Source organism: Spongiivirga citrea (genome assembly GCF_010671565.1).
GTDB lineage: Bacteria > Bacteroidota > Bacteroidia > Flavobacteriales > Flavobacteriaceae > Spongiivirga > Spongiivirga citrea.
Window position 1 is genome coordinate 58,497 of sequence record NZ_JAABOQ010000008.1, and the last position, 23,993, is coordinate 82,489.

The 23,993-nt window shown below is 36.8% G+C and carries 34 protein-coding genes; 23 read left to right on the forward strand and 11 right to left on the reverse strand.

Annotation, left to right across the window (positions count from 1 at the left end):
* The 11 genes from GWK10_RS17105 to GWK10_RS17155 all read left to right on the forward strand — a co-directional run bounded on the left by GWK10_RS17105 (nt 1) and on the right by GWK10_RS17155 (nt 7,124).
* The gene (locus tag GWK10_RS17105) at nt 1–447 is read left to right on the forward strand and encodes a bactofilin family protein (RefSeq protein ID WP_164033620.1); all 447 of its coding nucleotides are present in this window, start codon (nt 1–3) and stop codon (nt 445–447) included.
* Complete coding sequence (locus GWK10_RS18590; protein WP_164033621.1) at nt 389–649, forward strand: AtpZ/AtpI family protein; 261 nt, start codon at nt 389–391, stop codon at nt 647–649. Before GWK10_RS17105 ends, GWK10_RS18590 begins: the two co-directional genes overlap by 59 nt.
* A 5-nt stretch (nt 650–654) precedes the next feature.
* Nucleotides 655–1,053 (forward strand): hypothetical protein, encoded by a 399-nt coding sequence (locus tag GWK10_RS17115; RefSeq protein WP_164033622.1) that lies wholly within the window; start codon nt 655–657, stop codon nt 1,051–1,053.
* Between the two features lie 86 nt (nt 1,054–1,139).
* Nucleotides 1,140–2,222 carry a F0F1 ATP synthase subunit A gene (atpB, locus tag GWK10_RS17120; RefSeq protein ID WP_204263167.1) on the forward strand — a complete coding sequence of 361 codons (1,083 nt, stop codon included), beginning with the start codon at nt 1,140–1,142 and terminating at the stop codon, nt 2,220–2,222.
* Nucleotides 2,223–2,237: 15 nt separating this feature from the next.
* Nucleotides 2,238–2,459 (forward strand): ATP synthase F0 subunit C, encoded by a 222-nt coding sequence (gene atpE / locus GWK10_RS17125; protein ID WP_164033623.1) that lies wholly within the window; start codon nt 2,238–2,240, stop codon nt 2,457–2,459.
* A 95-nt stretch (nt 2,460–2,554) separates the two neighbouring features.
* Entirely contained in the window at nt 2,555–3,049 is a 495-nt protein-coding gene (locus GWK10_RS17130; protein ID WP_164033624.1) for a F0F1 ATP synthase subunit B, read from the forward strand.
* Between the two features lie 6 nt (nt 3,050–3,055).
* Nucleotides 3,056–3,592, forward strand: coding sequence for an ATP synthase F1 subunit delta (gene atpH / locus GWK10_RS17135; protein WP_164033625.1), 537 nt, complete (start codon nt 3,056–3,058; stop codon nt 3,590–3,592).
* A gap of 44 nt (nt 3,593–3,636) precedes the next feature.
* Nucleotides 3,637–5,214: a F0F1 ATP synthase subunit alpha gene (gene atpA / locus GWK10_RS17140; protein WP_164033626.1), complete on the forward strand. Its 1,578-nt coding sequence runs from the start codon at nt 3,637–3,639 to the stop codon at nt 5,212–5,214.
* 54 nt (nt 5,215–5,268) lie between these two features.
* The gene (locus tag GWK10_RS17145; RefSeq protein ID WP_164033627.1) at nt 5,269–5,604 is read left to right on the forward strand and encodes a four helix bundle protein; all 336 of its coding nucleotides are present in this window, start codon (nt 5,269–5,271) and stop codon (nt 5,602–5,604) included.
* Nucleotides 5,605–5,641: 37 nt separating this feature from the next.
* Nucleotides 5,642–6,502, forward strand: coding sequence for an ATP synthase F1 subunit gamma (gene atpG / locus GWK10_RS17150; protein ID WP_164033628.1), 861 nt, complete (start codon nt 5,642–5,644; stop codon nt 6,500–6,502).
* Nucleotides 6,503–6,599: 97 nt separating this feature from the next.
* Nucleotides 6,600–7,124, forward strand: a complete 525-nt coding sequence (locus GWK10_RS17155; protein WP_164033629.1) for a hypothetical protein — start codon at nt 6,600–6,602, stop codon at nt 7,122–7,124.
* Nucleotides 7,125–7,254: 130 nt separating this feature from the next.
* Here GWK10_RS17155 and GWK10_RS17160 read toward each other — a convergent pair whose 3' ends face one another.
* The 10 genes from GWK10_RS17160 to GWK10_RS17205 all read right to left on the reverse strand — a co-directional run bounded on the left by GWK10_RS17160 (nt 7,255) and on the right by GWK10_RS17205 (nt 14,447).
* Complete coding sequence (locus GWK10_RS17160; RefSeq protein ID WP_164033630.1) at nt 7,255–8,319, reverse strand: dipeptidase; 1,065 nt, start codon at nt 8,317–8,319, stop codon at nt 7,255–7,257.
* A gap of 2 nt (nt 8,320–8,321) precedes the next feature.
* A complete protein-coding gene (locus tag GWK10_RS17165) occupies nt 8,322–9,425 on the reverse strand; it encodes a D-TA family PLP-dependent enzyme (protein ID WP_164033631.1) in 1,104 nt (367 codons plus the stop codon).
* An 11-nt stretch (nt 9,426–9,436) separates the two neighbouring features.
* Complete coding sequence (locus GWK10_RS17170; RefSeq protein ID WP_164033632.1) at nt 9,437–9,901, reverse strand: RidA family protein; 465 nt, start codon at nt 9,899–9,901, stop codon at nt 9,437–9,439.
* 18 nt (nt 9,902–9,919) lie between these two features.
* Nucleotides 9,920–11,233: a gluconate:H+ symporter gene (locus GWK10_RS17175; protein ID WP_164033633.1), complete on the reverse strand. Its 1,314-nt coding sequence runs from the start codon at nt 11,231–11,233 to the stop codon at nt 9,920–9,922.
* A gap of 229 nt (nt 11,234–11,462) precedes the next feature.
* Entirely contained in the window at nt 11,463–11,813 is a 351-nt protein-coding gene (locus tag GWK10_RS17180) for a hypothetical protein (RefSeq protein ID WP_164033634.1), read from the reverse strand.
* A gap of 1 nt (nt 11,814) precedes the next feature.
* Nucleotides 11,815–12,315 (reverse strand): DUF6265 family protein, encoded by a 501-nt coding sequence (locus GWK10_RS17185; protein WP_164033635.1) that lies wholly within the window; start codon nt 12,313–12,315, stop codon nt 11,815–11,817.
* Nucleotides 12,312–12,851 carry a GNAT family N-acetyltransferase gene (locus GWK10_RS17190; RefSeq protein ID WP_164033636.1) on the reverse strand — a complete coding sequence of 180 codons (540 nt, stop codon included), beginning with the start codon at nt 12,849–12,851 and terminating at the stop codon, nt 12,312–12,314. The genes GWK10_RS17185 and GWK10_RS17190 overlap by 4 nt, the downstream gene beginning before the upstream one ends.
* Nucleotides 12,852–12,895: 44 nt before the next feature.
* Complete coding sequence (locus GWK10_RS17195) at nt 12,896–13,282, reverse strand: DUF2306 domain-containing protein (RefSeq protein WP_164033637.1); 387 nt, start codon at nt 13,280–13,282, stop codon at nt 12,896–12,898.
* Nucleotides 13,279–13,887: a hypothetical protein gene (locus GWK10_RS17200; protein ID WP_164033638.1), complete on the reverse strand. Its 609-nt coding sequence runs from the start codon at nt 13,885–13,887 to the stop codon at nt 13,279–13,281. The genes GWK10_RS17195 and GWK10_RS17200 overlap by 4 nt, the downstream gene beginning before the upstream one ends.
* Complete coding sequence (locus GWK10_RS17205; protein ID WP_164033639.1) at nt 13,884–14,447, reverse strand: hypothetical protein; 564 nt, start codon at nt 14,445–14,447, stop codon at nt 13,884–13,886. Before GWK10_RS17205 ends, GWK10_RS17200 begins: the two co-directional genes overlap by 4 nt.
* 190 nt (nt 14,448–14,637) lie before the next feature.
* Between GWK10_RS17205 and GWK10_RS17210 the strand changes: the two genes are divergently transcribed.
* Both GWK10_RS17210 and recQ read left to right on the forward strand, forming a co-directional pair.
* Nucleotides 14,638–14,970, forward strand: a complete 333-nt coding sequence (locus GWK10_RS17210) for a single-stranded DNA-binding protein (RefSeq protein ID WP_164033640.1) — start codon at nt 14,638–14,640, stop codon at nt 14,968–14,970.
* Nucleotides 14,971–15,201: 231 nt separating this feature from the next.
* Complete coding sequence (gene recQ, locus GWK10_RS17215; RefSeq protein WP_164033641.1) at nt 15,202–17,307, forward strand: DNA helicase RecQ; 2,106 nt, start codon at nt 15,202–15,204, stop codon at nt 17,305–17,307.
* Between the two features lie 38 nt (nt 17,308–17,345).
* On the opposite strand, the gene GWK10_RS17220 is transcribed toward recQ, so the two are convergent.
* The gene (locus tag GWK10_RS17220; protein ID WP_164033642.1) at nt 17,346–17,798 is read right to left on the reverse strand and encodes a DUF4334 domain-containing protein; all 453 of its coding nucleotides are present in this window, start codon (nt 17,796–17,798) and stop codon (nt 17,346–17,348) included.
* A gap of 154 nt (nt 17,799–17,952) precedes the next feature.
* On the opposite strand from GWK10_RS17220, the gene GWK10_RS17225 reads away from it, so the two are divergent.
* The 10 genes from GWK10_RS17225 (at nt 17,953) to GWK10_RS17270 (ending at nt 23,988) form a co-directional block, all read left to right on the forward strand.
* Complete coding sequence (locus GWK10_RS17225) at nt 17,953–18,387, forward strand: RrF2 family transcriptional regulator (protein ID WP_164033643.1); 435 nt, start codon at nt 17,953–17,955, stop codon at nt 18,385–18,387.
* Between the two features lie 42 nt (nt 18,388–18,429).
* Entirely contained in the window at nt 18,430–18,795 is a 366-nt protein-coding gene (locus GWK10_RS17230) for a group III truncated hemoglobin (RefSeq protein WP_164033644.1), read from the forward strand.
* 2 nt (nt 18,796–18,797) lie between these two features.
* The gene (locus GWK10_RS17235) at nt 18,798–19,139 is read left to right on the forward strand and encodes a cupin domain-containing protein (protein WP_164033645.1); all 342 of its coding nucleotides are present in this window, start codon (nt 18,798–18,800) and stop codon (nt 19,137–19,139) included.
* Nucleotides 19,140–19,150: 11 nt separating this feature from the next.
* The gene (locus GWK10_RS17240) at nt 19,151–19,585 is read left to right on the forward strand and encodes a hypothetical protein (protein ID WP_164033646.1); all 435 of its coding nucleotides are present in this window, start codon (nt 19,151–19,153) and stop codon (nt 19,583–19,585) included.
* A 270-nt stretch (nt 19,586–19,855) separates the two neighbouring features.
* Complete coding sequence (locus GWK10_RS17245) at nt 19,856–20,851, forward strand: helix-turn-helix domain-containing protein (protein WP_239540791.1); 996 nt, start codon at nt 19,856–19,858, stop codon at nt 20,849–20,851.
* 162 nt (nt 20,852–21,013) lie between these two features.
* Nucleotides 21,014–21,538: a DoxX family protein gene (locus tag GWK10_RS17250; protein WP_164033648.1), complete on the forward strand. Its 525-nt coding sequence runs from the start codon at nt 21,014–21,016 to the stop codon at nt 21,536–21,538.
* A 23-nt stretch (nt 21,539–21,561) separates the two neighbouring features.
* Nucleotides 21,562–22,047, forward strand: coding sequence for a hypothetical protein (locus GWK10_RS17255; RefSeq protein WP_164033649.1), 486 nt, complete (start codon nt 21,562–21,564; stop codon nt 22,045–22,047).
* A 37-nt stretch (nt 22,048–22,084) separates the two neighbouring features.
* The gene (locus tag GWK10_RS17260) at nt 22,085–22,654 is read left to right on the forward strand and encodes a hypothetical protein (protein ID WP_164033650.1); all 570 of its coding nucleotides are present in this window, start codon (nt 22,085–22,087) and stop codon (nt 22,652–22,654) included.
* A gap of 26 nt (nt 22,655–22,680) precedes the next feature.
* Nucleotides 22,681–23,076 carry a CBM20 domain-containing protein gene (locus GWK10_RS17265; RefSeq protein ID WP_164033651.1) on the forward strand — a complete coding sequence of 132 codons (396 nt, stop codon included), beginning with the start codon at nt 22,681–22,683 and terminating at the stop codon, nt 23,074–23,076.
* Nucleotides 23,077–23,100: 24 nt separating this feature from the next.
* Nucleotides 23,101–23,988 carry a GIN domain-containing protein gene (locus GWK10_RS17270; RefSeq protein ID WP_164033652.1) on the forward strand — a complete coding sequence of 296 codons (888 nt, stop codon included), beginning with the start codon at nt 23,101–23,103 and terminating at the stop codon, nt 23,986–23,988.
* Nucleotides 23,989–23,993: the final 5 nt, after the last annotated feature.

Consider the following 23,993-nt stretch of genomic DNA (forward strand, 5'->3'; position numbering starts at 1 on the left):
ATGTTTTCAGAAAATAAGAAAGGACGACAAGTCGTAGATACAGCAGGACAACCTAACCGAATTGGAAAAGGCACAAGTATAACCGGAGACATCACTTCCGATGCCGATTTTAGAATTGATGGCGCCTTAGAAGGAAATGTAAAAACTTCAGGCAAAGTGGTTATTGGCCGCACTGGTAGTATTAATGGAAAAGTGCAATGTCAAAATGCTGATATCGAAGGTAAATTTTCTGGAGAATTAGCGGTTGCTGATACATTAGCTCTTAAATCAAGTGCAAATATTCAAGGAGATGTCATCGCTGGTAAATTGGCTGTCGAGCCAGGAGCTACTTTTAACGCATCGTGCAGCATGAAAGGTTCTTCATTTAAAAACACCACACAAAATAATAATGGAGCCTCAGCAACAGCCAGCACCACCCAAGAAAAACAAATCACGGCGAAAATCTAAGTCGACAAGTGCTTATGCTGTTTATTCTGGCCTCGCTTTTCAAATGGTAGCGATTATTGGTGGTGGCACCTATTTGGGTGTGTTTCTAGACGAAAAATTTCCAAACAAGCATTCTATTTATACTGTAATTTGTTCGTTATTTGCAGTCTTAATTTCGATGTACTTTGTTGTAAGACGAATTATAAAGATGTCTAATAGCTAAACGCCATGAATGAGTCTTTTAAAAAGCGTCAATTGCTTTTTATGTTGCAGTTAGTAATCGGTGCTGCAATTATTTACTTGCTTCATATATATTTATTGAGTTCGCTAATGCCAGAACGGGAATTTATAATTCCTTTGTGGAATGTTTATATGTTCCATACAATATCGGTCTTAATCGTATACTCCATAATTAATTTCCGATTTTCAAACGGGAAAACGGAAGTCTTTAATCCATTTATTTTATTAATGATTTTAAAGATGATTTTGGTGATAGTTTTTCTACTTCCCTTGTTTCTTTCTGACGCTCCTAACAAGGTTGGTGACGCTGTCAATTTTTTCATTCCCTACTTCGTTTTTTTGGCATTTGAAGTATACAGCATTAATCAGTTTTTAACGGCTGAATAATCCTTTTAATTATTGTTTGTCAATTAATATAATGTGTGTACATTTGCACCGAATTTTGAGAGCGGTATTTTTAATCTGACGAACGAATGCGAATAAGTACTTTTAAGGCAGTTTTTTTAGGACTTTTACTTGCACTGCCCATTGCCGGTTTTGCTATTGATAAAGATGATGCAAAATCAGATAAAAAATTTGATCCGAATGAGATGATTATGCATCACGTAAAGGATGCTCACGAATTTCATTTTTTTGACTATAAGGATAAATCGTATTCTCTTCCACTTCCGATAATTTTATGGACTGACAATGGTTTGACCACATTCATGTCAAATAAATTTCATCATGACGATGAAGGTAAAGTTGTTGTTGAAGCAAATGGTGGAAAGTTCGTAAAACTTCACGAAAAAATTTACCAACTTGAATCTGGTGCAACGTCGGTTTCTTTCGATGCAAAACATCATCCTACTAACGCTACGTTACCATTAGATATTTCTGTTACTAGAAACGTTTTTATGATGTGGGTTTCGGTACTTGTATTGCTACTAATATTTTCATCAGCAGCAAGAGTATATAAGAAATCAGAGAATAATGTGCCAACAGGAATCGCTAGTTTTGTCGAGCCTTTAATTGTTTTTGTTCGGGATGAGATTGCACGACCAATGATTGGTGAGCATAAGTATAAAAAATACATGCCGTATTTATTAACCATATTCTTCTTTATATGGATCAATAATATCTTCGGTCTTATTCCAATATTAAACGGAGCTAACTTAAGTGGGAACATTGCTTTTACATTTACATTAGCATTATTCACTTTCATTATTACGACCGTTAGTGGTAATAAAAATTATTGGAAACACATTTTCTGGATGCCAGGTGTACCTGTGCCAATGAAGATATTTTTAATGCCGATTGAACTTATTGGAATATTCACAAAGCCAATCTCATTAATGATACGTTTGTTCGCAAATATTACGGCAGGACATATTATTATATTGGCATTAATGTCCCTAATTTTCATTTTTGAAACAATTGCGGTTGCGCCAATTTCTGTCGCATTCTCATTATTCATAACAGTAATTGAAATTGTCGTAACGGCAATTCAAGCATATATTTTTACAATTTTGTCAGCCCTTTATTTTGGTATGGCAACTGAAGAAGAACATCATTAATTTAAATTTTATAGTATGGTTATTTATGGAATCGCAGCTATTGGTGCTGGTTTAGCAGCTATTGGAGCTGGAGTTGGTATTGGTAACATCGGAGGAAGAGCTATGGAAGCTATGGCTCGTCAGCCAGAAATGCACGGAAAGATCCAATCTTCTGCGCTTATTCTTGCAGCTTTCGTTGAAGCGGTAGCGTTATTCGGTGTGGTTGTTGCTTTATTACAAGCAGCTCCTAATGCCTAAGTAATTAAATACAGAAGTAACGGTTGGTTACTTCTGTATTTTTATTCCTTTAAAAGGTTACTATAAAATTAGATTATTTTAAAAAAGATTAAAGAATGGAGTTAGTAAAACCAGGGTTCGGATTAGTTTTTTGGACAGCACTTACATTTATTTTCTTGTTATTACTACTTAGAAAATTAGCTTGGAAACCAATTCTTGGAGCCGTTAGCGATAGAGAACAATCTATCAAAGATGCATTGGCTTCTGCTGAGGAGGCTAAGAAAGAAATGCAAAACCTTCAGGCTGATAACGAAAATCTTTTAAAAGAGGCGCGTGCTGAACGCGAATCAATGATAAAAGATGCACGTGAAGTGAAGGTGAAAATGATCGATGAAGCAAAAACGGAGGCGCAAGCCGAAGCAGCGAAAATTATGGAGCAAGCAAAAGCGGCAATAGAAAGCGAGCGTAATGCAGCTGTTGCAGACTTGAAGAAGCAGGTTGCTGACCTTTCAGTAGAAATAGCTGAAAAAGTAGTTAAAGGTGAATTAGCTGATAAAGGTAAACAAGCTGCATTGGTTGATAAACTATTAAGCGAAACAACCTTAAACTAAGCTACTATGGCAGGAAGCAGAGCAGCAATACGATACGCTAAAGCCTTGTTGAATCTTGCAAAAGATAACCAAGCAGATGAGGCTGTTAATAATGACATGCTGGAGATCGCTCAAGCAATTAATGATAGTAAGGAGCTAGCTATTTTTTTACAAAGCCCAGTAGTTAAAAGCAGTGTGAAAAACGCTTCTTTAAAAGAAATCTTCCCGAAAGCGAGTGCGCATACGCACGGAATTTTTGATGTATTAGTTGCAAACAAGCGAATTGATTTGCTAGAAGATGTAGCGCATAAATATGTATTTCTTTTCGATACTATGAAAGGAAATGAGGTTGCAAGAGTTACCACTGCTGTTCCTTTGACCGCAGATCTTGAAAAAAAGGTGTCGGCAAAAGTAAAAGAGCTTACGGGCAAAGAAGTAGCCTTAGAAAATATAGTTGATGAAACAATTTTAGGGGGTTTTATCCTAAGAGTTGGTGATATGCAGTATAATGCAAGTATCGCTAATCAGCTAAGTAAATTAAAAAGAGAATTTAGTATAAGTTAAAAATCTTAGAAAGGGCAACCGGACTAAGTTATATATCAATAAAAATGGCAGAAGTTAAACCAGCTGAAGTATCAGCGATCTTAAAGAAACAACTATCAGGTTTTGAAGCAAGCGCTTCTTTAGATGAAGTTGGAACAGTATTAACTGTAGGTGATGGTATTGTACGTGCTTACGGATTAGCCAACGCTCAATACGGAGAATTAGTTGAATTCGACGGAGGAGCTGAAGGAATCGTACTTAACTTGGAAGAAGATAATGTAGGTATCGTATTACTAGGTCGATCTGTTGGAGTAAAAGAAGGATCTACTGTAAAACGTACTGCTCGTATCGCATCTGTAAATGTAGGTGAAGGTATTGTAGGACGTGTAGTAAATACTTTAGGAAACCCAATTGATGGAAAAGGACCTATCGCTGGTGAAACCTTTGAGATGCCGCTTGAGCGTAAAGCACCTGGTGTAATCTACAGAGAACCGGTAACAGAGCCATTACAAACAGGAATTAAAGCAATTGATGCGATGATTCCGGTTGGTAGAGGACAACGTGAGTTAGTAATTGGTGACCGTCAAACTGGTAAAACAACTGTTTGTATTGATGCGATCTTAAATCAAAAAGAATTTTACGATGCAGGTGAGCCTGTATATTGTATATATGTTGCCGTTGGACAAAAAGCTTCAACTGTAGCAAACATTGCTAAAACGTTAGAAGAAAAAGGCGCATTGGCATACACAACAATAGTTGCTGCAAATGCATCAGATCCTGCTGCAATGCAAGTATATGCACCAATGACTGGAGCATCTATTGGTGAGTATTTTAGAGATACTGGTAGACCAGCGTTGATTGTATTTGATGATTTATCAAAACAGGCTGTTGCATATCGTGAGGTATCATTATTATTAAGAAGACCACCGGGACGTGAAGCTTACCCAGGTGACGTTTTCTATCTTCACTCAAGATTATTAGAGCGTTCCGCAAAGATCATTAATAACGATGCTATTGCTAAAGAAATGAACGATCTTCCTGATTCGTTAAAACCGATGGTAAAAGGTGGTGGTTCATTAACTGCATTGCCAATTATTGAAACACAAGCAGGTGACGTATCGGCATATATCCCAACAAACGTAATTTCGATTACCGATGGACAAATCTTCTTAGATGGAGACTTATTTAACTCTGGTGTACGTCCAGCGATTAACGTAGGTATTTCGGTATCTCGTGTTGGTGGTAACGCGCAGATTAAATCAATGAAAAAGACTTCAGGTACATTAAAGCTAGATCAAGCACAGTTCCGTGAATTAGAAGCATTCGCTAAGTTCGGTTCTGACCTTGATGCAGCAACGTTGAATGTAATTGAAAAAGGTAAGCGTAATGTTGAGATCTTAAAGCAAGCTCAAAACGATCCGTTTACGGTAGAAGATCAGGTGGCAATTATTTACGCAGGTTCTAAGAACTTGCTTAAAGATGTTCCTGTAGATAAAGTGAAAGAATTTGAAAGAGATTTTATCGAATTCTTAAATGCAAAGCATAGAGGAGTTCTTGACACGCTTAAAGCAGGTAAACTTACAGATGAAGTTACCGATACGCTTACAGCAGTGTGTAAAGATCTTTCAGCTAAATTTAATTAAGAATTTTTAGTTTGGAGTTCAGAGTTATGAGTTCAGAGTTTAATTTTTTACTGAATGAATAACGAAGATGGTCCAATAAGAAAGAAGAGTTTCGAGTTTGCTTGTAGAGTAGTTGAGTTTTGTGATGAGTTAAAGGCCGATAAAGATTATGAATTGGCATCACAATTACTAAGAAGCGGAACAAGCATTGGAGCAAATACTAGAGAAGCACAACGCGGAGTTAGTATTAAGGATTTTAAGAATAAGTTTGGTATTGCACTAAAGGAGGCTGATGAAACCATGTATTGGTTAGAAATTTTGGAAGCTACTGGAAGGAAAGTACCTGAAAATATGAAAAATGAATGTGAAGAGTTGATAAAAATTCTTGTCAAGATAATCAAGAACTCTTAACTCAACACTCATAACTCATAACTCATAACTTGAGAGAATGGCGAACTTAAAGGAAATAAGAAACAGAATATCATCAGTATCATCAACGATGCAGATTACCAGTGCCATGAAAATGGTATCGGCAGCAAAGCTGAAAAAGGCGCAGGATGCAATTACCGCAATGCGCCCATATGCTGATAAATTAACTGAGTTATTACAGAGCCTTAGCGCTACACTTGATGCTGATAGCGGCAGTAAATTTGCTGAGCAACGCGAGGTGAACAAAGTGTTATTAGTTGCTATTTCTTCTAATAGAGGATTATGTGGTGCGTTCAATTCGAACATCATTAAGCAAACAAGCTCTCTTATGAAAGAGACTTATGCTGGTAAAGATGTTTCTGTACTTGCTATAGGTAAAAAAACAAATGATTTCTTCGAAAAAACAGGACAAGTAATTGCTAATAAAAGTGATGTTTATGATCAGCTTACTTTTGACAATGTAGCAAGTATTGCCGAAATGATCATGGAGAAGTTTAACGAAGGCGAATTTGATAAAGTAGTATTGATTTACAATCAGTTTAAAAATGCTGCTACTCAGATTGTACAGTCAGAGCAGTTTTTACCGATCGTTCCTATGTCGAGAGAAACTACTTCGAATGCCGATTATATCTTCGAGCCGTCAAAAGCAGAAATCGTTGAACAGCTGATTCCAAAGTCGTTAAAAACGCAATTATACAAAGCCGTTCGTGATTCATTTGCGTCTGAACACGGTGCGCGTATGACAGCAATGCACAAGGCAACAGATAATGCGACTGAATTAAGAGATCAGTTAAAACTTACATACAACAAAGCACGTCAGGCGGCTATTACAAACGAGATTTTAGAAATCGTTGGTGGAGCCGAGGCGCTGAACGGGTAAGTAAGACACAAAATATATTAGTACATTAGAGGCTCTTAACTTAGAGCCTCTTTTTTTTTGGCATCAATTTTGAACTTTACTTTATAAATTAGGGATTATGAAGATCGCAGCTATCATTACAAAATCAATAGGAATATTCGCTATACTTTTTAGTGCATCACAATGTGGAGGATATAAATTAGAAAAATCGGCACCGATGACAATGGATGTTTCATGCCAACAATATATGGGCGGGCAACCTGGTTCTAGCGGACTCAATATCTATTTTGTATTACCAGATAAGTCGGTAAAGAATGTAACTCTTGATAGTGTTTATTTTAGAGGGCGTTTAGCGAAGCTGGAGTATCAGGATATGACAAAGTATAAAAGCACAAATAATCAATATATAGCTAGCTTTCCTCAGATTAAAAAGCCAGATATTATCTCAAGTGCAAATCCGGCAGATGAAGTTGGTAATAAGCCTCCTAAGGCGATGTCAAAAATCCCATTTGAATTAGAGAAAGATCAATGTGTTGTTAGCTACCAACAGGATGGTAAGACTAAATACTTCAAGATTGATAACATCAAGGAAAAGGAGATGTTGATTTACCCATCTAGCAAACCACAACGGGATAAATTATAGTTTGCAATGGCAGTCCGCGGCTTGTTGTTTTTGTTGAATTCTAAATGAGTTGTTCAGTGATCAAGCCAAAAATGGTGTTTAAGTGATCTTTTGTGCTTCTTTGAGCATCTTAGTGTAACAGCCCGCAGACTTAACTCCAAACCCGCTCCAAAAACCTAATAAAATTTTTAGACATTATGTTTTCAATGTCATCATGAGCGTAGCCCTTTTTTTCAAGCATTTTAGGCACTTTTTGAAGATCGGCAATGGTATCAAGATCTTTAGGACACTGTTCCTTGCCAAAGGCACCATCTAAATCAGTACCAATACCAACATGAAGACTGTTTCCTGAAAGTTGGCAAATATGATCAATATTGTCGATCATTTGATCTAGGGTAACATTCATGTCTTCTGGGGTTGATTCTCCCCGAATCCAATTCGGAACCATCATCCAAGCATCCAAGGCGATACCGATAACGGCATCTCTTCGTATAAGTTCCTTTATTTGATCGTCGGCATATTGTCGGTTATGATTTACAAAAGCCCTACAATTGTTATGACTTGCCCAAACGGGACCATTGTACACATCCATTGTTTCCCAAAAACTCTGATCGCATAAATGCGTAGCATCCAGTATCAAATTAAGGGCTTCTATTTTTTTTAAAAGCGCCTTTCCTTTTATACCAATAGGCCCTACTGAATCGGTACCGTAAGCATAAGTACCGGGGCCATAATGTGCCGGGCCAATTGCTCTTAGTCCTTGTTCAAAAGACCGTTCTAAATGATCGATAGTCACGATGGAGTCGGCACCTTCTAAACTTAAAATATAGCCGATCGGAGTCGAGTCAGTTGGCGATTCCCATAATTTTAAATGGGCTTGCAGTTCAGTATAATTGGTGATTTTTACCATTTGGCCGACACGCTCCATTTCTTCATACCAAGCAAGCTGCCCCTGAGTTTGCGCCCAAGCTTGATTTGGAGAATTCCACCCGGGAAGCTCACTATTCTTTTTCACATATCTCGCTATTTGAGTAGCGACGCAAAGTCCGATATTTCCTTTCCGCATTGCAGGTAACGAAACAGTATTATTAGCCCGATCTGGTTTATCAGTCATCCCTTTCTCGCTAGCTCTAATGTCGGCAACGGGCCATGTCAAATCCCGATTCCATTCTAAGGCATTCATTGCCAAATCTAAATGTGCGTCGAATATGAACATAGCTAAATGTTGATTTTATGATCTCGAGCGGCAACCTTCCAAGAGCCAATTATTTTATTCTTTTCTACTACTTTAACTGAAGGATACTTAGCCACTGTCGGACAAATATGAATGGGTAATGCATAAGCGACATCTCCAATTTGAATTGAATTTTCTTTATGCTCAACAATCAAATGTTCTTCGCTTTGACTAAGCTGTTTTCCGTTTACTTCCGTAAGAAATTCAACTCGGGGAAATGGCATTTCTGATGCCACTGACTTGTGACCTAGGTCAAAACAGACGTTTTGTGCTGTTGGCATACTTATCACTCTGGTAAATAATACTGCTGCGGGTAAAAAAGACAAATCTTTGTATTTAGCATAACCAGCATCCCATAAAAGTGTAGTTCCAGGCGAGGTTTCTACATCTTCTCGTTTACAGTGAATGGAAAATGTAGGTGAGCCGCCAAGCACAATGTCACAATTGCTAATACCGGCCGATTTCAAATTATTTCTAAAGGAATCAACAGCCTCAAAACCCTGATTACAGCGTTTCGTACGTGCTTCAATAGCGATATCGCGAATATGACCGTCGTACACATGAAGACCTTTTACTTGAATATTCTCATCATCCTGCATTGCTAAAAATAACCGCTTAGCCTCATTTCCAATGGCAATTCCAGTTCGGTTCATACCATTGTTTATATCAATATATAGATGGAGAATAAATCGTTCTTTTCGAGCAAGACTGGAAAGTTTTTGAAATGTTAGTTCATTATCGACTAAGGTTGAAAATTGGGTGCCAGGATATTTTTTTATTAATTGAATAAAACGCGCCATTTGTGCACCGACCGGTTGCATAGCCAATAAGACATCCTTGGCTTTACACATTCCCAAAAGCTCGGCTTCTGCAATGGTGGCGCATTTAAACTTGTAGACGCCAGCTTCTTGTTGTAGCTGAATAATTTCGGCAATTTTATGTGTTTTTATATGGGGCCGAAGTGAATCAACACCGCCCGCCATGGCAATCATTAATGCAATATTACTTTGAATTCTTTCAGGATATACCAGCAATGAAGGGGATACCAAATCATCGGTGTCATTAACAAGATACCAGTCAGGCTTCATTATTAGTTTGTTTAGTGGAGTTGAAAAACTGCTTCAATTTCTACGGGAATACCATCGGGTAGCATCATGCCAACAGCGCTCCTCACGCCAATCCCATTTTCTTGACCAAAAATATCGGCCATCAGCTCGCTAAAACCATTTATCACTAAAGGGTGTCTTACAAAATCTGGCGTGCAATTCACCATACCCATAGTTTTGACGATTCGCTTTATGTTATCGATATCTCCAAAATGTGTTTGAATGGAAGATAGCATTGCAAGGCCTACTTGTCGCGCAGCAACGGCCCCTTGTTCAATATCAGTATCAAATCCGACTCTTCCCTGCATCAAAGTACCATCTTGATTAACGGGGCCATGTCCTGAGATGTATAAAAGACCGTCAACGACTAGCAATGGTTTGTACACTCCTGCTGGACTTGGTGCAGGCGGAAGTACAAGTCCTAATTCTTTAATTCGTTCTGAGGGTTTTGCACTCATAGGTTGAAAATTAGATTATCAAATAAAAAGATCAAGAACTAAAACACCGATTAATCCCATTGTGCCAACAATAGTTTCCATAATCGTCCAACTTCTAAAAGTTTGTTTTATACTCAGTCCAAAGTATTCTTTAAACATCCAAAACCCGGAATCGTTTACATGAGAAAACATTAGACTACCTGCGCCTATTGCAAGTACCATTAATTCAGGATTTACATTTTCTGGCGAAACAATAGAAGCTACAATTCCAGCTGCTGTTAATCCAGCAATAGTTGCTGAGCCTACACAAACTCGAATTAAGGTCGCAATAAGCCAACCTAAAAATAATGGTGATAAACCAGTATTCATCAATAATTCGCCAATATAAGTATCGGCACCCGTATCATCTAATACTTGTTTTAATGCACCTGCACCTGATATAATTAATAAAATCATGGCAATACTTGCAACACCTTGTGTTAATGATGTCGAGATTTCTTTCATTTTTTTCCCTCTAGCGATTCCCAAAGTAAAAATGGCAATCATAACAGCAAGAAACATCGCTACAGCCGGATCACCTAAAAATAATATAAATGGCAAGCTAGCAGAATCTTCAGGGACTAATAAAACTAACAAGGCTGAAAGGCCAATTAGAAGTACTGGTGACAGAGCTGTTAAAATGCATGTTAGCGTGCTCGGTATTTGGCTTTCGTCAATAGGTTCTACGTTGTAAAATTCTTCTAATGGCGAAGCTTTAATATGTTTCAATGTTCTTGAAAATAAGCCGGCTACGATAATGGCCGGAATAGCAATACAAATTCCGTATAAAATGGTTTTTCCAATATCAGCATCAAAAGTGCCTGCAATGGCCGTTGGAGCAGGATGCGGAGGCAAAAATCCATGTGTGACAGATAAGGAAGCAAGCATAGGCACGCCAACATATAATAAAGGCAAACCAGAAGCAGCGGCAACCGTAAAAACAATCGGGATAAGTATAACGAAGCCAACGGAATAGAACATTGGAATACCAACTATAAAGCCAGTAATCATTACTGCCCATTGAATATTTTTAATACCGAACTGCTCAATAAGTTTTGAAGTGATTTTTTGAGCTGCTCCGCTATCAGCAACCAGTTTTCCTAGCATGGCGCCCAGTCCTAGAATAAGTGTGAGGAAGCTAAGTGTTTTGCCAATGCCTGTTTGTATAGAGTTGATGATTTCATTCAATTCAATACCACCAAAAATGCCTATAAAAAAACAGACAATGATAAACGCAAGAAAGGCATTAAGTTTGAATTTGGCCGTTAGTAACAACAGGATACCAATCCCTAGAACCACTATTAAAAGTATCATATAGGCAATAAATGTTTGGTTAGTTTGACCATATGTAAACTCGATTAATTTGTAAAATCAAAGCGAATTGCACTGGTTTACTTTTTAAATAAAGTGATAAGATATCAATTTATACACACCTAAAAATATAGAAGAAACGGAATAAATGGTATGTGCTTTGAAAGTTTTTTACACCTAAAGTTCCTTTTGTACTAGCAAGTGATAGTATTGTATTGTTATTGAAGTCAATTTAACTATCCCGCTTTACCAGTGCGTAATAATCATTCTCTAAGGGCAGATATCCTTGATCGTAGCAGAAATAATAAATCGTACCTTTTTTAGTAGTGTATATACTTGTAAAGTAGTTAAAATCGAAACCCTTACCAATCAGTTTGGTTTTTGTGGTTTTGGTTTTTCCGTCGGGATTTAGCTCCTCAAGAATGCGCCAGTTTTTGCGAAGTCGGTTATTGACGTTTCTTATCAGGTTTTTACTGTCTTTATTAATCTTATTATTGTGGGCATTGCGACAGTAGTCGCTGCAGAATTTCTTGTCAATTCTGCCAATAATCTTATTACTACATTCAGGACAGGTTTTTTCCATACTATTTAAAACGCTTGTATTCAAATGCTACTTCTTCGGCTTTGCCATCCTCATTGCTTACCATCACATATACATTAATGGCATTTTCATCTACCTTTTCAAAAGTCAATCCTTCAAAGTAAACGCTATTTTCATCCATTTTCACCAATTTAAAATCGACTGTTTTGTCTTTGACCTCCCAGCCTTTTAAATCGCCATGAAAGTGTTTTAACTGCAAGATAAGTGTTTCACCTTTTTGCTGAATATGACCTATCTCATAAAAGGAAATAGCATTGTCATTCACCAACTTAAAACTAAACATCATGCTGTTACCTAATGGAGGACTCCAAATCTCTTCAGCAATACCACCGAAAACTTCACATCTCCAATGCCCAGTAATCCATGAAACCTCATTTAAAGTTGCTTTAGGAGATACCTCACCTTCTTTAAGTTGAAGTGTTTTTTGAGCGTTGCAGCTTATCCCAATCAGGAAAAGCAATGTAATGCATAGTGTCTTTTTCATGATTTGTAGTTGTTTTTTATTTGGTACCAGGCCAAGGGGATATTCTCTTCTTCGTACATAAAATCTTGAACGTGGACCAATCCAATTTTTTCCAAGGCTTTTCTAGAAGCTTTATGCTCTAATTCTGCCATACCATATATTGCGCTGTATTTCATGGTTTCAAATCCGTATGCTACAGCGGCTTTTCCAGATTCGGTGGCGTAGCCCTTGCCCCAGTACTTCGGAATAAAACGATAGCCGACATCTATAAAATTTCTATGGCCATTCATTTTGTTTTCAAAATTCATTTTTAGGCCCGACCAACCGATAAAATCACCCGTTTCTTTCTCGATTGCAGCCCAACGGCCTATGCCGTATGTTGCATATTGTTCTCTGGTTTTGTCAATATATTTTTGCGCATCCAGCTTATCCTTAATGGGACTTTTTCCTAGAAAGTGATGCACAACAGGATCAGAATCAAGCACAAACATTCCTTCGAGATCATCATCGGTGAGTTCACGAAGAATAAGCCGATCTGTTTCCACCAAAACCTTCATACCTTCTAAATTACAGTATTTTGAATAAATCTCAACTTTACAGTTTATCCAAACAACACCTGATGCAAATACCGACCAGGGACTAAAGTGAATCCACCAGCAATAATAATTGCTCCAAAATAGAGCAGTATCATCTTTCGTTTATGCTTTTTTACATTTCCTTTTCTAATAGCAGTATAAGCAGTAGGAACGGTGTAAAGGGTTAAAAAACTAAAACTGTGTATCCATCCAAAATGATTGAATATTTGTGGACCCACTTCAGCGGGCATGAATAAGGTAATAACCGCAGTGATAAGCATAAGTATCATATAAACTCGACCAAAATAACGGTGAATTGAGGTTCGTTTTTTAATGATTAGTAATAAGCCGCCAATGAGTACACAAGGTAGTACGGTAACTAAATGAGCGTACATTAAATGTTCGTAACTCATAGTTTTATAGCCGGTGTTGGATCGTTTTCTTTAATTCGTTTTCTACACTTTTTTCCTATGTCATAAGTGTTTTTTATTCCCGCCATATCGATTACATCGGGAACAAATTTGTCGGGACCGTTATCTCGACTTTTTGTTTTTCCAGTTCGAAGTTCAAATTCTAGATTTCCATAGATGCCTTTACCGTCTATTTTAATATTGCCAGAAAACTGTTCCCAGTCTTTTATTTCTGCTTTACCCTTTCTGAATTTGATAAACCGAGTTGGTGTACCGACAAAAAAAGCGCCTTTTTGAAAAAACATCATAATGGTCCAAACAAGAAGCCCTATACCAACAATTACAAATAGACTGATTATTAAGGCAGGCATTACATCAAAGAAATCACTGAAACTAATGTCGTTGGAAGATTGTTTGTTGAATAACTTTTTAAGTAAGGGGCCGAAAAATGCGACAACAAAAATGCTTATAAATCCATTCCAGAATAATGAAAAAAAAAGTAAACTGATTGCTTTTTTTCTAGGATGGTTACGGCGGCTCTTGGTAATAAAATCAGTTTCTTCGTTATCAATAATGGTGCGAAGTTCTTTTGGTATTTGATTGGTCATTTAGTTAGTTTTTTCGATTTGCCCATCCAAAATGCGAATAGGATGGCGCAGAGAATAAAAGTACCTAAAACTAAATAATGAAGCCAATATGGTTCTGCACCTTCAAAATCACCTTTTATTCTAGCCACATAGGTCATACTCATTACTAATGTAACATAGTAAAAGTAGACAAGTTGAAATGGGATTTTAAGCGCGTGTAGTTTAAACGGCGCCACCACAATCATGAAATAGGCCAGTGCCCCACCAGCCAATTTTGCCGGCACTAATGGAATGTCATTTAAGTACACATTATTCGCCAAAAATCCAAAATGAATAATATGTAGCACGGCAAAAAGTGTAAGGCTATTTCTTAACGAGTTATTTTCTTTTAATGGCTTAGGAAATGCCGATGCATATTGATAAAAGCAATATAAAAACAGAGCAGCAGATAATCGTCCAGAATACCGAGCGGCGTAGCGGAAGGTTTCTTCTAGTTCTGTGTGGAGGAGGTAGCAGGCTAGTAGTATCAGCAGTTCGGCTAGTATGCCAAGGAGTAGGAGTTTTTGGAAAGTCAGTTTCATTATTTGGTTATATAGTTGCCCACAATATAGGTGAATTAATCAATTTTAAACGACTACAAACGTTTACAAACAACTATAAACGAAAACAAACACTTCCTAACCGAATGTTTTTTGAAGACCGTCTAATCTTTGCAGTGTCGATTGATAGTCAGTCGATAGTATTAACTGTTTAACACAAAAAACAATAATTATGAACGCACTTAGAAACAAAGTACAGTTGATTGGAAGATTAGGGCAAGACCCAGAAATCGTAATCTTTAATGATGGTAACAAAATGGCTAAATTCTCCATGGCCACAGATGATAGTTACAAAGATAAAGATGGTCAAAAAGTAGAACGAGCCTATTGGCATAATGTAGTCGTAAGAGGTGGACTCGTTAATGTAGTCGAAAACTATGTAAGCAAAGGCAAAGAAATCGCCATTGAAGGAAAATTGACCAACCGCTCATGGGAAGATAAAGAAGGAAACAAACGCTACACCACAGAGATTTTGTGTAATGAACTATTGTTGATTAGCAAATAGGATTTTTAGAGGCAAGAATCTAGAATCAAGAGTCAAGACCATATAGTTAGTCCCCTCTCCTTGAGGAGAGGGCTAGGGTGAGGTGTCAAGCGACTTTTACCTTACTAAAGAAAAAGTCTTGCCTCCTGATTCTAGCAGTCTCGCTTTAGCGAGACGATCCTGTCTCTTTTCTCCAAATCAAACTTATTAACCATTTAACCAAAATTCAATAGTAACCCATACATTTACCTCATGGCATCTAGCGAACTACTTTTATCACTTTTAAAAAACCATTTTGGCTATGATTCATTTCGACCGAATCAGCTAGCCATCATTAACGATTTGCTAGATGGGAGTGATGTTGTGACTATTATGCCAACTGGAGGTGGAAAATCACTTTGTTTTCAGCTTCCTGCCTTGGCAAAAAATGGAACTGCTATTGTCATTTCGCCTTTGATTGCTTTAATGAAAGATCAGGTAGATGCACTTCGAGCAAATGGGATTTCGGCTAGCTATTTTAATAGTTCGCAGCCACCAGAATTACAGCAAGAGACTCTAGACGATTTTACAAATGGGAATTTAAAATTACTATATGTTGCGCCTGAAAGTTTGCCACTGCTAGACAATGCGCTTTCTGGAATTGATATTAGTTTAATAGCGATTGACGAAGCACATTGTATCTCGTCTTGGGGCCATGATTTTAGACCAGCCTATGTGCAACTTGGCTATCTTAAAAAGCGATTTCCAGCGGTTCCCGTAATCGCACTTACGGCAACTGCCGACAAAGCTACCCAGCAAGATATTGCAACACTATTGAATATTCCAAAAGCAAAATTTCATGTGTCCTCATTTGACCGCGAGAATTTGTACCTAGAAGTTCGACCAGGAAATAATCGGATTAATCAGATCTTAAATTTTCTTGAAGAGCATCCCGATGAAAGTGGAATTATCTATTGCTTAAGTCGAAAGAGTACGGAGAAGATAGCGGAAAAAATTAAAAGCTCAGGATATGATGCCGCTGCCTATCATGCAGGCATGTCGTCTCAGGAGCGATCTAAAATTCAGGAAGAATTTATAAACGACCGCACTCCAATTATTGTGGCTACCATCGCATTCGGAATGGGAATTGACAAGAGTAACGTTCGTTGGGTTATTCATTATAATTTACCAAAAAACATTGAAGGTTACTATCAAGAAATTGGTCGTAGTGGCCGGGATGGAATAACTGCTAACACCTTACTTTTTTATAGTTATGCTGATATCATCCAGCTAAGACAATTCATAGCCAATGTCGATAATGCTGAGGTACAACATGCCAAGTTAGATCGCATGCAACAATTTGCTGAAGCGCTTAGTTGTCGTCGCAGAGTCCTGCTTAATTATTTTGGAGAACACTATACAGAGAATTGTGGAAATTGTGATATCTGCAAAACACCACCGACCTATTTTGATGGCACCATTCTGGCGCAAAAAGTCTGTTCCGCAATTACCAGAATGAAAGAACAAGAAGGGGTGGGATTGGTGATTGATGTTTTGCGAGGCGCAAAAAATGCGCAAGTATATGACAAAAACTATCAGCATTTAAAAACCTATGGTTCCGCAAGTGATGTGTCCTGGAAAGATTTACAGCAATATATTATTCAACTTGTGAATCAAGGAGTTCTAGAAATTAATTTTAGAGAGCATAGTCGATTAATGCTTACACCGTTGGCGAAAAGTATTTTGTTTGATGGTAAGAAGGTAAGCTTGGCAAGTATTCAAGTCAAACAAGAAAAATTAGAAAAAGAACGTAAAAAGACCACCAAAAAAAGTGGGCTATTCGAGCAATTACGAATATTACGATACGAATTGGCTCAAGAAGCCAATGTGCCAGCTTATGTTGTGTTTAGTGATGCAACTTTAAAGGAACTCGAAGAAAAAAAGCCGACTACCGAGCAAGAATTCGAAAAAATCCAAGGAGTGGGTCAGGCGAAAATGGAAAAATACGCTGCTACCTTTATTAGTGAAATAAAGAAATATACGGCATCTAAAAAAACAAAGGTGCTGACTCACTTAAAAACCTGGACACTTTATAACGAAGGTTTAACCGTGGGTGAAATATGCGAACACCGAGAGTTGGCTGAGAACACAATTTACAGTCATCTTTTGAAAATTTATGACGAAGGAGAAAAGTCACTGAATTTATTAGACTTTGTTTCTCAAGATGAGGTCGCACAAATCAATAAAGCAAAAAATGAGCTTATGGATGCCGAAGGCCTAAAACCATACTTCGAATATTTTAAGGAAAAAATGCCTTATTGGAAACTAAAAATGGGCTTGTTTCTTATTGAAAAGGAAGGTGCAGTAGTACAAAAATAGTCTAATTTTTAGCATGTCTGGTCGAGCGCAATCGAGACCTACCTATATAAATAAAAATACAAAACAATCTTCCCTTTAAAGTCCATTACTCCCATTAAGGTATCATCATCTACTTTTCTAAAATGATCGATAATGGGTAGGTGATTGTAGATCATTGCAGTCGATACTTTTTCTCTAAATGCAAGATGCCGAACGCGCGCTCTTCCAATAATTGGCATACTAAAATTGAGTCCCAAAAAGCAATATCGTAACGCTTTGACCTTATTTTCTGAGATGTAGTTCTTCCCAATCCATTTAATAATTCCATAGTCCTTCAGAGCCCAATCAATAAGTCGACCGGTTTTAAAAAAACCACCTTTCCAAGACCCAAGTATTTCGTCAATGTTTAGTGGATCTAGCTCGGAGAAAACTTCAGCTAATTCACTAAAAGCAATTACATCTTGAGAATTGGTAAGTTGGTGAAATTTAGCGGTAGCTTCCTGATTAGTCATGCGTAAATATACGTATAGACAGAAAACCTAACGCATTTCTGTCCATCATGCAGGCATAAAAAAGGTGTTGGCCGTGTTAGTAATAAATTTAATTCGGATATTTTTGTCCGAAATAAAATAAGACGTATTTTTGTACCATCAGAAAAAGAGAAAGATGTTTTCAAAAACCTGCGAATACGGAATTAAGGCAACCTTATTTATTGCGAAAAAAGCGCAACAGGAAGAGCGGGTGAGTTTAAATGATATTGCCAATGCTATTAATTCGCCTGTAGCGTTTACCGCCAAAATTTTGCAGGCACTTGTTAAGGAAAATATTATAGATTCTACCAAAGGACCAAAAGGAGGTTTTAAAATAGATAAAGATCGTTTAGCTAAGATTACACTTAAACAAATTGTAACTGCTTTAGATGGCGATCAGCTGTTTACCGGCTGTGCATTGGGTCTAGAAAAATGCAATGCAAGCGCTCCCTGTCCTATGCACGAGAAGTTCGTGGTTATTCGGGATCAAATTAATGAGACCCTCGGATCATCTAATTTACTAGATGTTGCACTCGGACTTAATCAGGGAATTACTTTTTTAAAGCGATAAAAAAATTTAGAATAATAAAGGATAAAAATATCCTAAATAAAAATGAAAGATATACAGGATATAGATGACATTGAGTTAATGGTTAACACCTTCTATGCTGTGGTAAGAGAAGATGAGGTTTTAGGTCCGATTTTTAACAATGTAATTAAGGACAATTGGCCATTACATCTCGACAAGATGATTCGTTTTTGGCAAACAATCCTTCTTCAGGAATATACCTATAAGGGTTCTCCTTTTCATCCGCATAGAAAACTGCCAATTCAAAAACAACATTTCGATCGTTGGTTGAATCATTTCAATAACTGTATTGACAAAAATTTTAAGGGCACCAAAGCTGATGAAGCAAAAATGCGAGCAAAAAAAATGGCTCAAATGTTTCAATACAAACTAGCAAGTAATAGTCTTTAATTATGAAAATAGCATCCTTAACAGACGATATTAGTTTTGGCGATACTAAGCCTGCCATAACCGTTCTATTCGAAACACCAACTTCTAAAGAAATACGAATTGTATTTAAGAAAGGGCAATTAATGAAAGAGCATAAAACACCATTTCCAATTGTTGTTGAATTGTATAGCGGCCGTATCGATTTTGGTGTAAACGGAAAAAAGCATCAATTGGTAGCAGGAAATCTTATTGCATTAGAGGGAGGTGTGCCGCACGATCTTGTTGCAATTGAAGATAGTATTGTGCGATTATCACTTTCCATTAAAGATAAAGTAGAGCGAGTAAAACAAGTCAAAACCTCTTAAATAAATAGAACATGAAAAGAAAAATAAACATCGTATTCTCATTTTTCTTGTTGAGTTTTTTAATAAGCAGTTGTGATAAAAAAGAAAAAGATAAAACAACCACAGATGAGGTCTCGTATGAGAATAGCCTAACACTTAATAATGGAGAAAAGTGGTTGGCAAATAAAGAAACAACTGTCGGCATGGAAAATATGGCGAAACTAGTTGCTGGTGTTATTCCTGGTGAAACTGATGCAAAAGCCTTGGCTGAAAGCTTAGAAATGGAGTTTAAGCTTATCGTTTCAAAATGCACCATGACTGGTGAGCCTCATGATCAACTTCATTATTACATCCTCCCGTTGAAGGATAAAATTGATGCTCTAAAAAGTTCTGACGAGAGCGAGAAGAAAGCGATGTTAGAGGATATCACTTCACATATAAAAATGTATAAAACCTATTTTAAATAGTGTAATTCTGACTTTATTATAATTGCTGTTTGACATAAGCTTAAAAGCTTGCCCATAATCGGCAAGCTTTTTCTATTTTTAGACATGCTTTTCACCTTTCCGAATTTTAATTTATACAGCACACCCCTATTAATACTTGTATCACAGGGTTTGCTGTTTAGTTTTTTATTGTTTAGAAGGTATTATCAGCAACGTTATTTAGCCGATCTTTTCTTAGCCTGTATTTTATTAATCACCTGTTATCATCGTACCACGTATACTATTGGGTTCATGGATTGGTACGATACCTTTCGAAATACAAAGATCAATTATTGGTTAGCGCCTTTGCAACTCATATTTGCTCCTTGTCTTTATTTTTATGTGCGGTCGGTGACTAATGCTAGTTTTAAACTTACTAAAAAGCATATTTGGCATTTTATACCAGGCATTGTTTTTCTCATTTACCGCTACGGTGTTTTTATTTATGATGCACAGCAACCAGGATTCGCTGACACTCAAAATGGAGTGCTATTTGAAGGATTTCATTTTAAGTACATCAACCCAATATATTTTGTGGTCTCTAATTTTCAATTGCTACTGTATTTTGCTTTTAGCTTCCAGTTGTATTTTACCTATCGAAAACAAATTCAGCATTATTTTTCGAATACCTATAAGTTGGAACTGAACTGGCTCCGAAATTTTCTTGTCGTGTATGCATTTTTGTTTCTCTATGGTGTTACACAAGATCTTATTGATAGTAGTATTTTTAATCTGACCTGGACACAAGAGTGGTGGTATCATTTCGTTTCTGCCATTGTGATTATTTATGTGGGAATAAAAGGGTATTTTACGAAGACTGAGATACTCGCGAAATTAGATATGAAAGAAGTGAACGTTGGCACTTCTAAAATTAGTTTCGAATCAGTTGCTGCACCAATACCTGTTGAGGTAGAACAAGATAAAAAGCAGCTCATCAAGTTTATGGATGAGAACAAACCCTTTTTAAATCCAGAAATCAACCTTATTGAACTTGCATCGAAACTTGATATGAATAGAGCTCAACTTTCTGAGACTATTAATCTAGGGTTTGGTAAAAACTTCAATGATTTTATTAATGAATACCGCGTAAATGCTGTCAAAAAAATGCTTCAGGAAGGTAAACAGCAGCAATTATCATTATTAGGCATTGCACTGGAATGCGGATTCAATAGTAAAGCCACCTTTAATAGGGTTTTTAAAAAACTAACAAATACTTCACCGACAGAGTTTGTAAAAAGTTTGAATTAAATCAAACTCACGTTACACCAGTCTAATATCTCGCGTCTCCTATCTCAAATCTATAAAGTTGAGACGACTCAAATCGTATTTGAGACGACTTAATACGCTTTGAAGCGTGCACCTTGTTGTTGTTTGGCAATTTTGTCTTGTCGAATCAAAACAACTATCAAGATGAAAAAGTTATTCTTAAAACTAATTACACCTGTAACACAAAAACATTGGTCTGCCGATCTACTTTTTGCTGCAATACGCTTTATATGTGGAATGTTGCTTGCACTAAGTTTTGGAGCTGATAAATTTGGAATGCCTTGGACTCCTGAAAGTCAAAATTTAAACCTATTTGAAGTTTCTGCTTGGTTTCCTGAAGATGTTGCGTCCTATGGAGGAATCTTTGCAATTGCCCCAGTATTTTTTGCTTGGATGGGCGCTTTCAGCGAAGCAGTAGGGGGACTTTTTCTTGCATTCGGACTTAAAACCAGAATCGCGTCATTCTTAATTATGTGTACTATGTTGGTTGCTATTTTCCTTCAAAAATGGGGGCAAGGCACTTGGGGCATGCTACCGGCAATGGGATTTTTATGGGTATCTGTTTACAATCTGTTTTTAGGTTCAGGTCGGTTTGGTTTCGATTATCTCATTAGCAAATCTCTAAAAGGGGATATTGAAATGAAAACTCCAGTATCACAATTAATCTAACATCAATTTTAAAACCATTTATTATGAAAACTACTATTCAATTTTTAGCTATTCTATTTACTACTATTTGTTTTTCGCAAAGCTCAGTAAGTACTTCTGATTTTGAAATTTTAAACAACACTAATTGGAAAGGACAATTAATGTATGTGAATTACGGAGATGGAAAGGAAGTCGTACTTCCTACAACCCTGAAAATCGAAGTAAAAGGGAACAAGGTTGTTTTTGCTACAGGCTTTTCTTCTGAGCCAGAGGCAAATTCAAAGGAGACTATAAAGATTAAAAAGAATGGGATGCTATTTGGCAATGAAAAAGTAACGGCAAGAGCTATAGCGGATGATGGAACAATAACAATTACAACGGAGTACACTGGAAAAGATGCGAATAGGCCTGCTACTATGTTTAAAAGCTATGTATTTAATGCAAAAACAGTGACTATTACAAAAGAAGTATTGTTCGATGGAGAATCAGAACGATTTGTGCGCAATAGGTACAGCTATACTAGAATATAAGTATTAAAAAAAAGAGCAATTAATAGTATTGACCAAAATGAAAACTTTTTCAAAAATCATATCAAAATTTAAAGCAATAAACACGAACTTTTTTGTCGGTGGTACAGCCTTAGTAGTAAGTATTTGTGCATTGTTTATCTCAATTCAAGAAGTGCGTATTATGCGTATTCAGCAAAGAGCTAGTATGTATCCTTATTTAACTGTTAGCAAGGTTTATAATGGAGAAGGCTTCGGGATCACTTTAAAAAATAGTGGTAACGGATTAGCTAAAATAAACTCCTATCGCGTGTATGCCAACGGGACTTATTTTAATAATTGGGAAGAGTTACTCAAAACCTTAGCGCCTGATGCAACTGGTATTGATTACAGCATTATAAGAACTGCCGGAAATATTAGAAATGAAATGATCACACCAAACGAAAAAGTAAACCTCATTTTTTTACAATGGACTCTAGAAACCAGAGAGCTCGAAAAGCAATTTTCGGACTTAGAAGTGAAACTGTGCTATTCGTCATTGCTTGATGAACATTGGATTATCGAAAAATACATTCCTATTGAGTTGGATAGTCCTTGTAATGCAGATAGTACTACGGAGTTTGGTCTATAGAAATAGAATAATAAAAAACATAAAAAATGAAAATAAAAAATATAGTACTACTAGCAGTGATAGCATCTTTTTTTAGCAGCTGTGTGCAAGAAGTGCACCAAAAGACAGTCACTTTTAAAGTGGATGTAAATGGAATTGAAAACCTAAACCAAGTTGGTTTACGAGGGCAAATGACAGACCCTTCATGGCAAGTTACAGTACCAATGACTGATGAGGATAAGGATGGTATTTATGAAGTGACGCTATCGGAGAAAACAGCAGTAAACAGTTTTGAGTTCAAGTTTGTAAAAAACGATGGCGATTATGAACTGCGTGGTCAGGACAATAGAAGAATTCAGTTGGAATACAAACCGCAAACGATCTTGTACGAAGCAGTTTTTAATAATCCCGGAGGCAAACAAACAGTTTTAGAAGGTAAATAATCAATCAATATAAAATCAAAGAAAATGAGAAAACAACTAATAGTAATTGCATGCATGTTGATAGGAGTAATTACAAATGCGCAGATAAAGGGAAACAAAACCATTGAAACCAGAACAATTGATATTGCAGGATTAACCAATCTTGAAATGGAATTGTATGCAAAGGTAGAAATCGATCAAAATGGGAAGGAAGAAATGACTATTACGGCAGACAGTAATTTGCTGGATCTTATCGATACTGAAATAGTAGATGGTAAAATGATTCTTGCACAAACAGAATGGATTCAACCCTCTGCTGATGTTATTGTCAAGATTGGAATGCCTAATTTAAAACGAGTTCAGGTAGGTGTACATGAAACGGTAATCATCAATAACTTAACGAATAATGGTGCAAGTCTAACTGCTTTGATAGGTGGAATTACCGTTAATGGTATAGTAAATAGTGTGGGAATTGGTGCTGAAAATGGCATTATTGATGCCAGCAGATTAGAAGCTAAGGAGGTGTTTTTGAATATTTGGGGTCGAGGTAAAGCAACGGTTAATGTTACTGAAGTTTTAGACAATACCTTGAGCGCTGATGCTAGATTGGTTTTGGTGAATCAACCTAAAAAAATAAAAGGGAATAGTGCTAAAAAAGCCATTTCTAATGCTGATCCTAAGAAAAACGCCGCCATCAAATATATTAGTGTAAAGATCAAAAACAATTCTCTAAGAAGAAATCACTTTGTGGTAGTTGGACCAAAGCCTGATGGGAATACGTTTAGTTATGGTTTCCCGATGATGCCTGGTGCTACTAAAAAAGAGCGTTGGACAACTGGGACCAAGGTTTATAAAAAGAACAAAATAGGAAGAAAGCTTTTGGTCACCTTAGCAGCTACAGATGAAGACATGGTAGTCAAGCTTTTTGAGTAATTCCT

What these genes read in the sequence shown, in the direction of transcription:
- GWK10_RS17105 (WP_164033620.1), top strand. Translation starts at nt 1, where the DNA reads ATGTTTTCAGAAAATAAGAAAGGACGACAAGTCGTAGATACAGCAGGA.
- GWK10_RS18590 (WP_164033621.1), top strand. Translation starts at nt 389, where the DNA reads ATGGAGCCTCAGCAACAGCCAGCACCACCCAAGAAAAACAAATCACGG.
- GWK10_RS17115 (WP_164033622.1), top strand. Translation starts at nt 655, where the DNA reads ATGAATGAGTCTTTTAAAAAGCGTCAATTGCTTTTTATGTTGCAGTTA.
- atpB (WP_204263167.1), top strand. Translation starts at nt 1,140, where the DNA reads ATGCGAATAAGTACTTTTAAGGCAGTTTTTTTAGGACTTTTACTTGCA.
- atpE (WP_164033623.1), top strand. Translation starts at nt 2,238, where the DNA reads ATGGTTATTTATGGAATCGCAGCTATTGGTGCTGGTTTAGCAGCTATT.
- GWK10_RS17130 (WP_164033624.1), top strand. Translation starts at nt 2,555, where the DNA reads ATGGAGTTAGTAAAACCAGGGTTCGGATTAGTTTTTTGGACAGCACTT.
- atpH (WP_164033625.1), top strand. Translation starts at nt 3,056, where the DNA reads ATGGCAGGAAGCAGAGCAGCAATACGATACGCTAAAGCCTTGTTGAAT.
- atpA (WP_164033626.1), top strand. Translation starts at nt 3,637, where the DNA reads ATGGCAGAAGTTAAACCAGCTGAAGTATCAGCGATCTTAAAGAAACAA.
- GWK10_RS17145 (WP_164033627.1), top strand. Translation starts at nt 5,269, where the DNA reads ATGAATAACGAAGATGGTCCAATAAGAAAGAAGAGTTTCGAGTTTGCT.
- atpG (WP_164033628.1), top strand. Translation starts at nt 5,642, where the DNA reads ATGGCGAACTTAAAGGAAATAAGAAACAGAATATCATCAGTATCATCA.
- GWK10_RS17155 (WP_164033629.1), top strand. Translation starts at nt 6,600, where the DNA reads ATGAAGATCGCAGCTATCATTACAAAATCAATAGGAATATTCGCTATA.
- GWK10_RS17160 (WP_164033630.1), bottom strand. Translation starts at nt 8,319, where the DNA reads ATGTTCATATTCGACGCACATTTAGATTTGGCAATGAATGCCTTAGAA.
- GWK10_RS17165 (WP_164033631.1), bottom strand. Translation starts at nt 9,425, where the DNA reads ATGAAGCCTGACTGGTATCTTGTTAATGACACCGATGATTTGGTATCC.
- GWK10_RS17170 (WP_164033632.1), bottom strand. Translation starts at nt 9,901, where the DNA reads ATGAGTGCAAAACCCTCAGAACGAATTAAAGAATTAGGACTTGTACTT.
- GWK10_RS17175 (WP_164033633.1), bottom strand. Translation starts at nt 11,233, where the DNA reads ATGATACTTTTAATAGTGGTTCTAGGGATTGGTATCCTGTTGTTACTA.
- GWK10_RS17180 (WP_164033634.1), bottom strand. Translation starts at nt 11,813, where the DNA reads ATGGAAAAAACCTGTCCTGAATGTAGTAATAAGATTATTGGCAGAATT.
- GWK10_RS17185 (WP_164033635.1), bottom strand. Translation starts at nt 12,315, where the DNA reads ATGAAAAAGACACTATGCATTACATTGCTTTTCCTGATTGGGATAAGC.
- GWK10_RS17190 (WP_164033636.1), bottom strand. Translation starts at nt 12,851, where the DNA reads ATGAAGGTTTTGGTGGAAACAGATCGGCTTATTCTTCGTGAACTCACC.
- GWK10_RS17195 (WP_164033637.1), bottom strand. Translation starts at nt 13,282, where the DNA reads ATGAGTTACGAACATTTAATGTACGCTCATTTAGTTACCGTACTACCT.
- GWK10_RS17200 (WP_164033638.1), bottom strand. Translation starts at nt 13,887, where the DNA reads ATGACCAATCAAATACCAAAAGAACTTCGCACCATTATTGATAACGAA.
- GWK10_RS17205 (WP_164033639.1), bottom strand. Translation starts at nt 14,447, where the DNA reads ATGAAACTGACTTTCCAAAAACTCCTACTCCTTGGCATACTAGCCGAA.
- GWK10_RS17210 (WP_164033640.1), top strand. Translation starts at nt 14,638, where the DNA reads ATGAACGCACTTAGAAACAAAGTACAGTTGATTGGAAGATTAGGGCAA.
- recQ (WP_164033641.1), top strand. Translation starts at nt 15,202, where the DNA reads ATGGCATCTAGCGAACTACTTTTATCACTTTTAAAAAACCATTTTGGC.
- GWK10_RS17220 (WP_164033642.1), bottom strand. Translation starts at nt 17,798, where the DNA reads ATGACTAATCAGGAAGCTACCGCTAAATTTCACCAACTTACCAATTCT.
- GWK10_RS17225 (WP_164033643.1), top strand. Translation starts at nt 17,953, where the DNA reads ATGTTTTCAAAAACCTGCGAATACGGAATTAAGGCAACCTTATTTATT.
- GWK10_RS17230 (WP_164033644.1), top strand. Translation starts at nt 18,430, where the DNA reads ATGAAAGATATACAGGATATAGATGACATTGAGTTAATGGTTAACACC.
- GWK10_RS17235 (WP_164033645.1), top strand. Translation starts at nt 18,798, where the DNA reads ATGAAAATAGCATCCTTAACAGACGATATTAGTTTTGGCGATACTAAG.
- GWK10_RS17240 (WP_164033646.1), top strand. Translation starts at nt 19,151, where the DNA reads ATGAAAAGAAAAATAAACATCGTATTCTCATTTTTCTTGTTGAGTTTT.
- GWK10_RS17245 (WP_239540791.1), top strand. Translation starts at nt 19,856, where the DNA reads ATGGATTGGTACGATACCTTTCGAAATACAAAGATCAATTATTGGTTA.
- GWK10_RS17250 (WP_164033648.1), top strand. Translation starts at nt 21,014, where the DNA reads ATGAAAAAGTTATTCTTAAAACTAATTACACCTGTAACACAAAAACAT.
- GWK10_RS17255 (WP_164033649.1), top strand. Translation starts at nt 21,562, where the DNA reads ATGAAAACTACTATTCAATTTTTAGCTATTCTATTTACTACTATTTGT.
- GWK10_RS17260 (WP_164033650.1), top strand. Translation starts at nt 22,085, where the DNA reads ATGAAAACTTTTTCAAAAATCATATCAAAATTTAAAGCAATAAACACG.
- GWK10_RS17265 (WP_164033651.1), top strand. Translation starts at nt 22,681, where the DNA reads ATGAAAATAAAAAATATAGTACTACTAGCAGTGATAGCATCTTTTTTT.
- GWK10_RS17270 (WP_164033652.1), top strand. Translation starts at nt 23,101, where the DNA reads ATGAGAAAACAACTAATAGTAATTGCATGCATGTTGATAGGAGTAATT.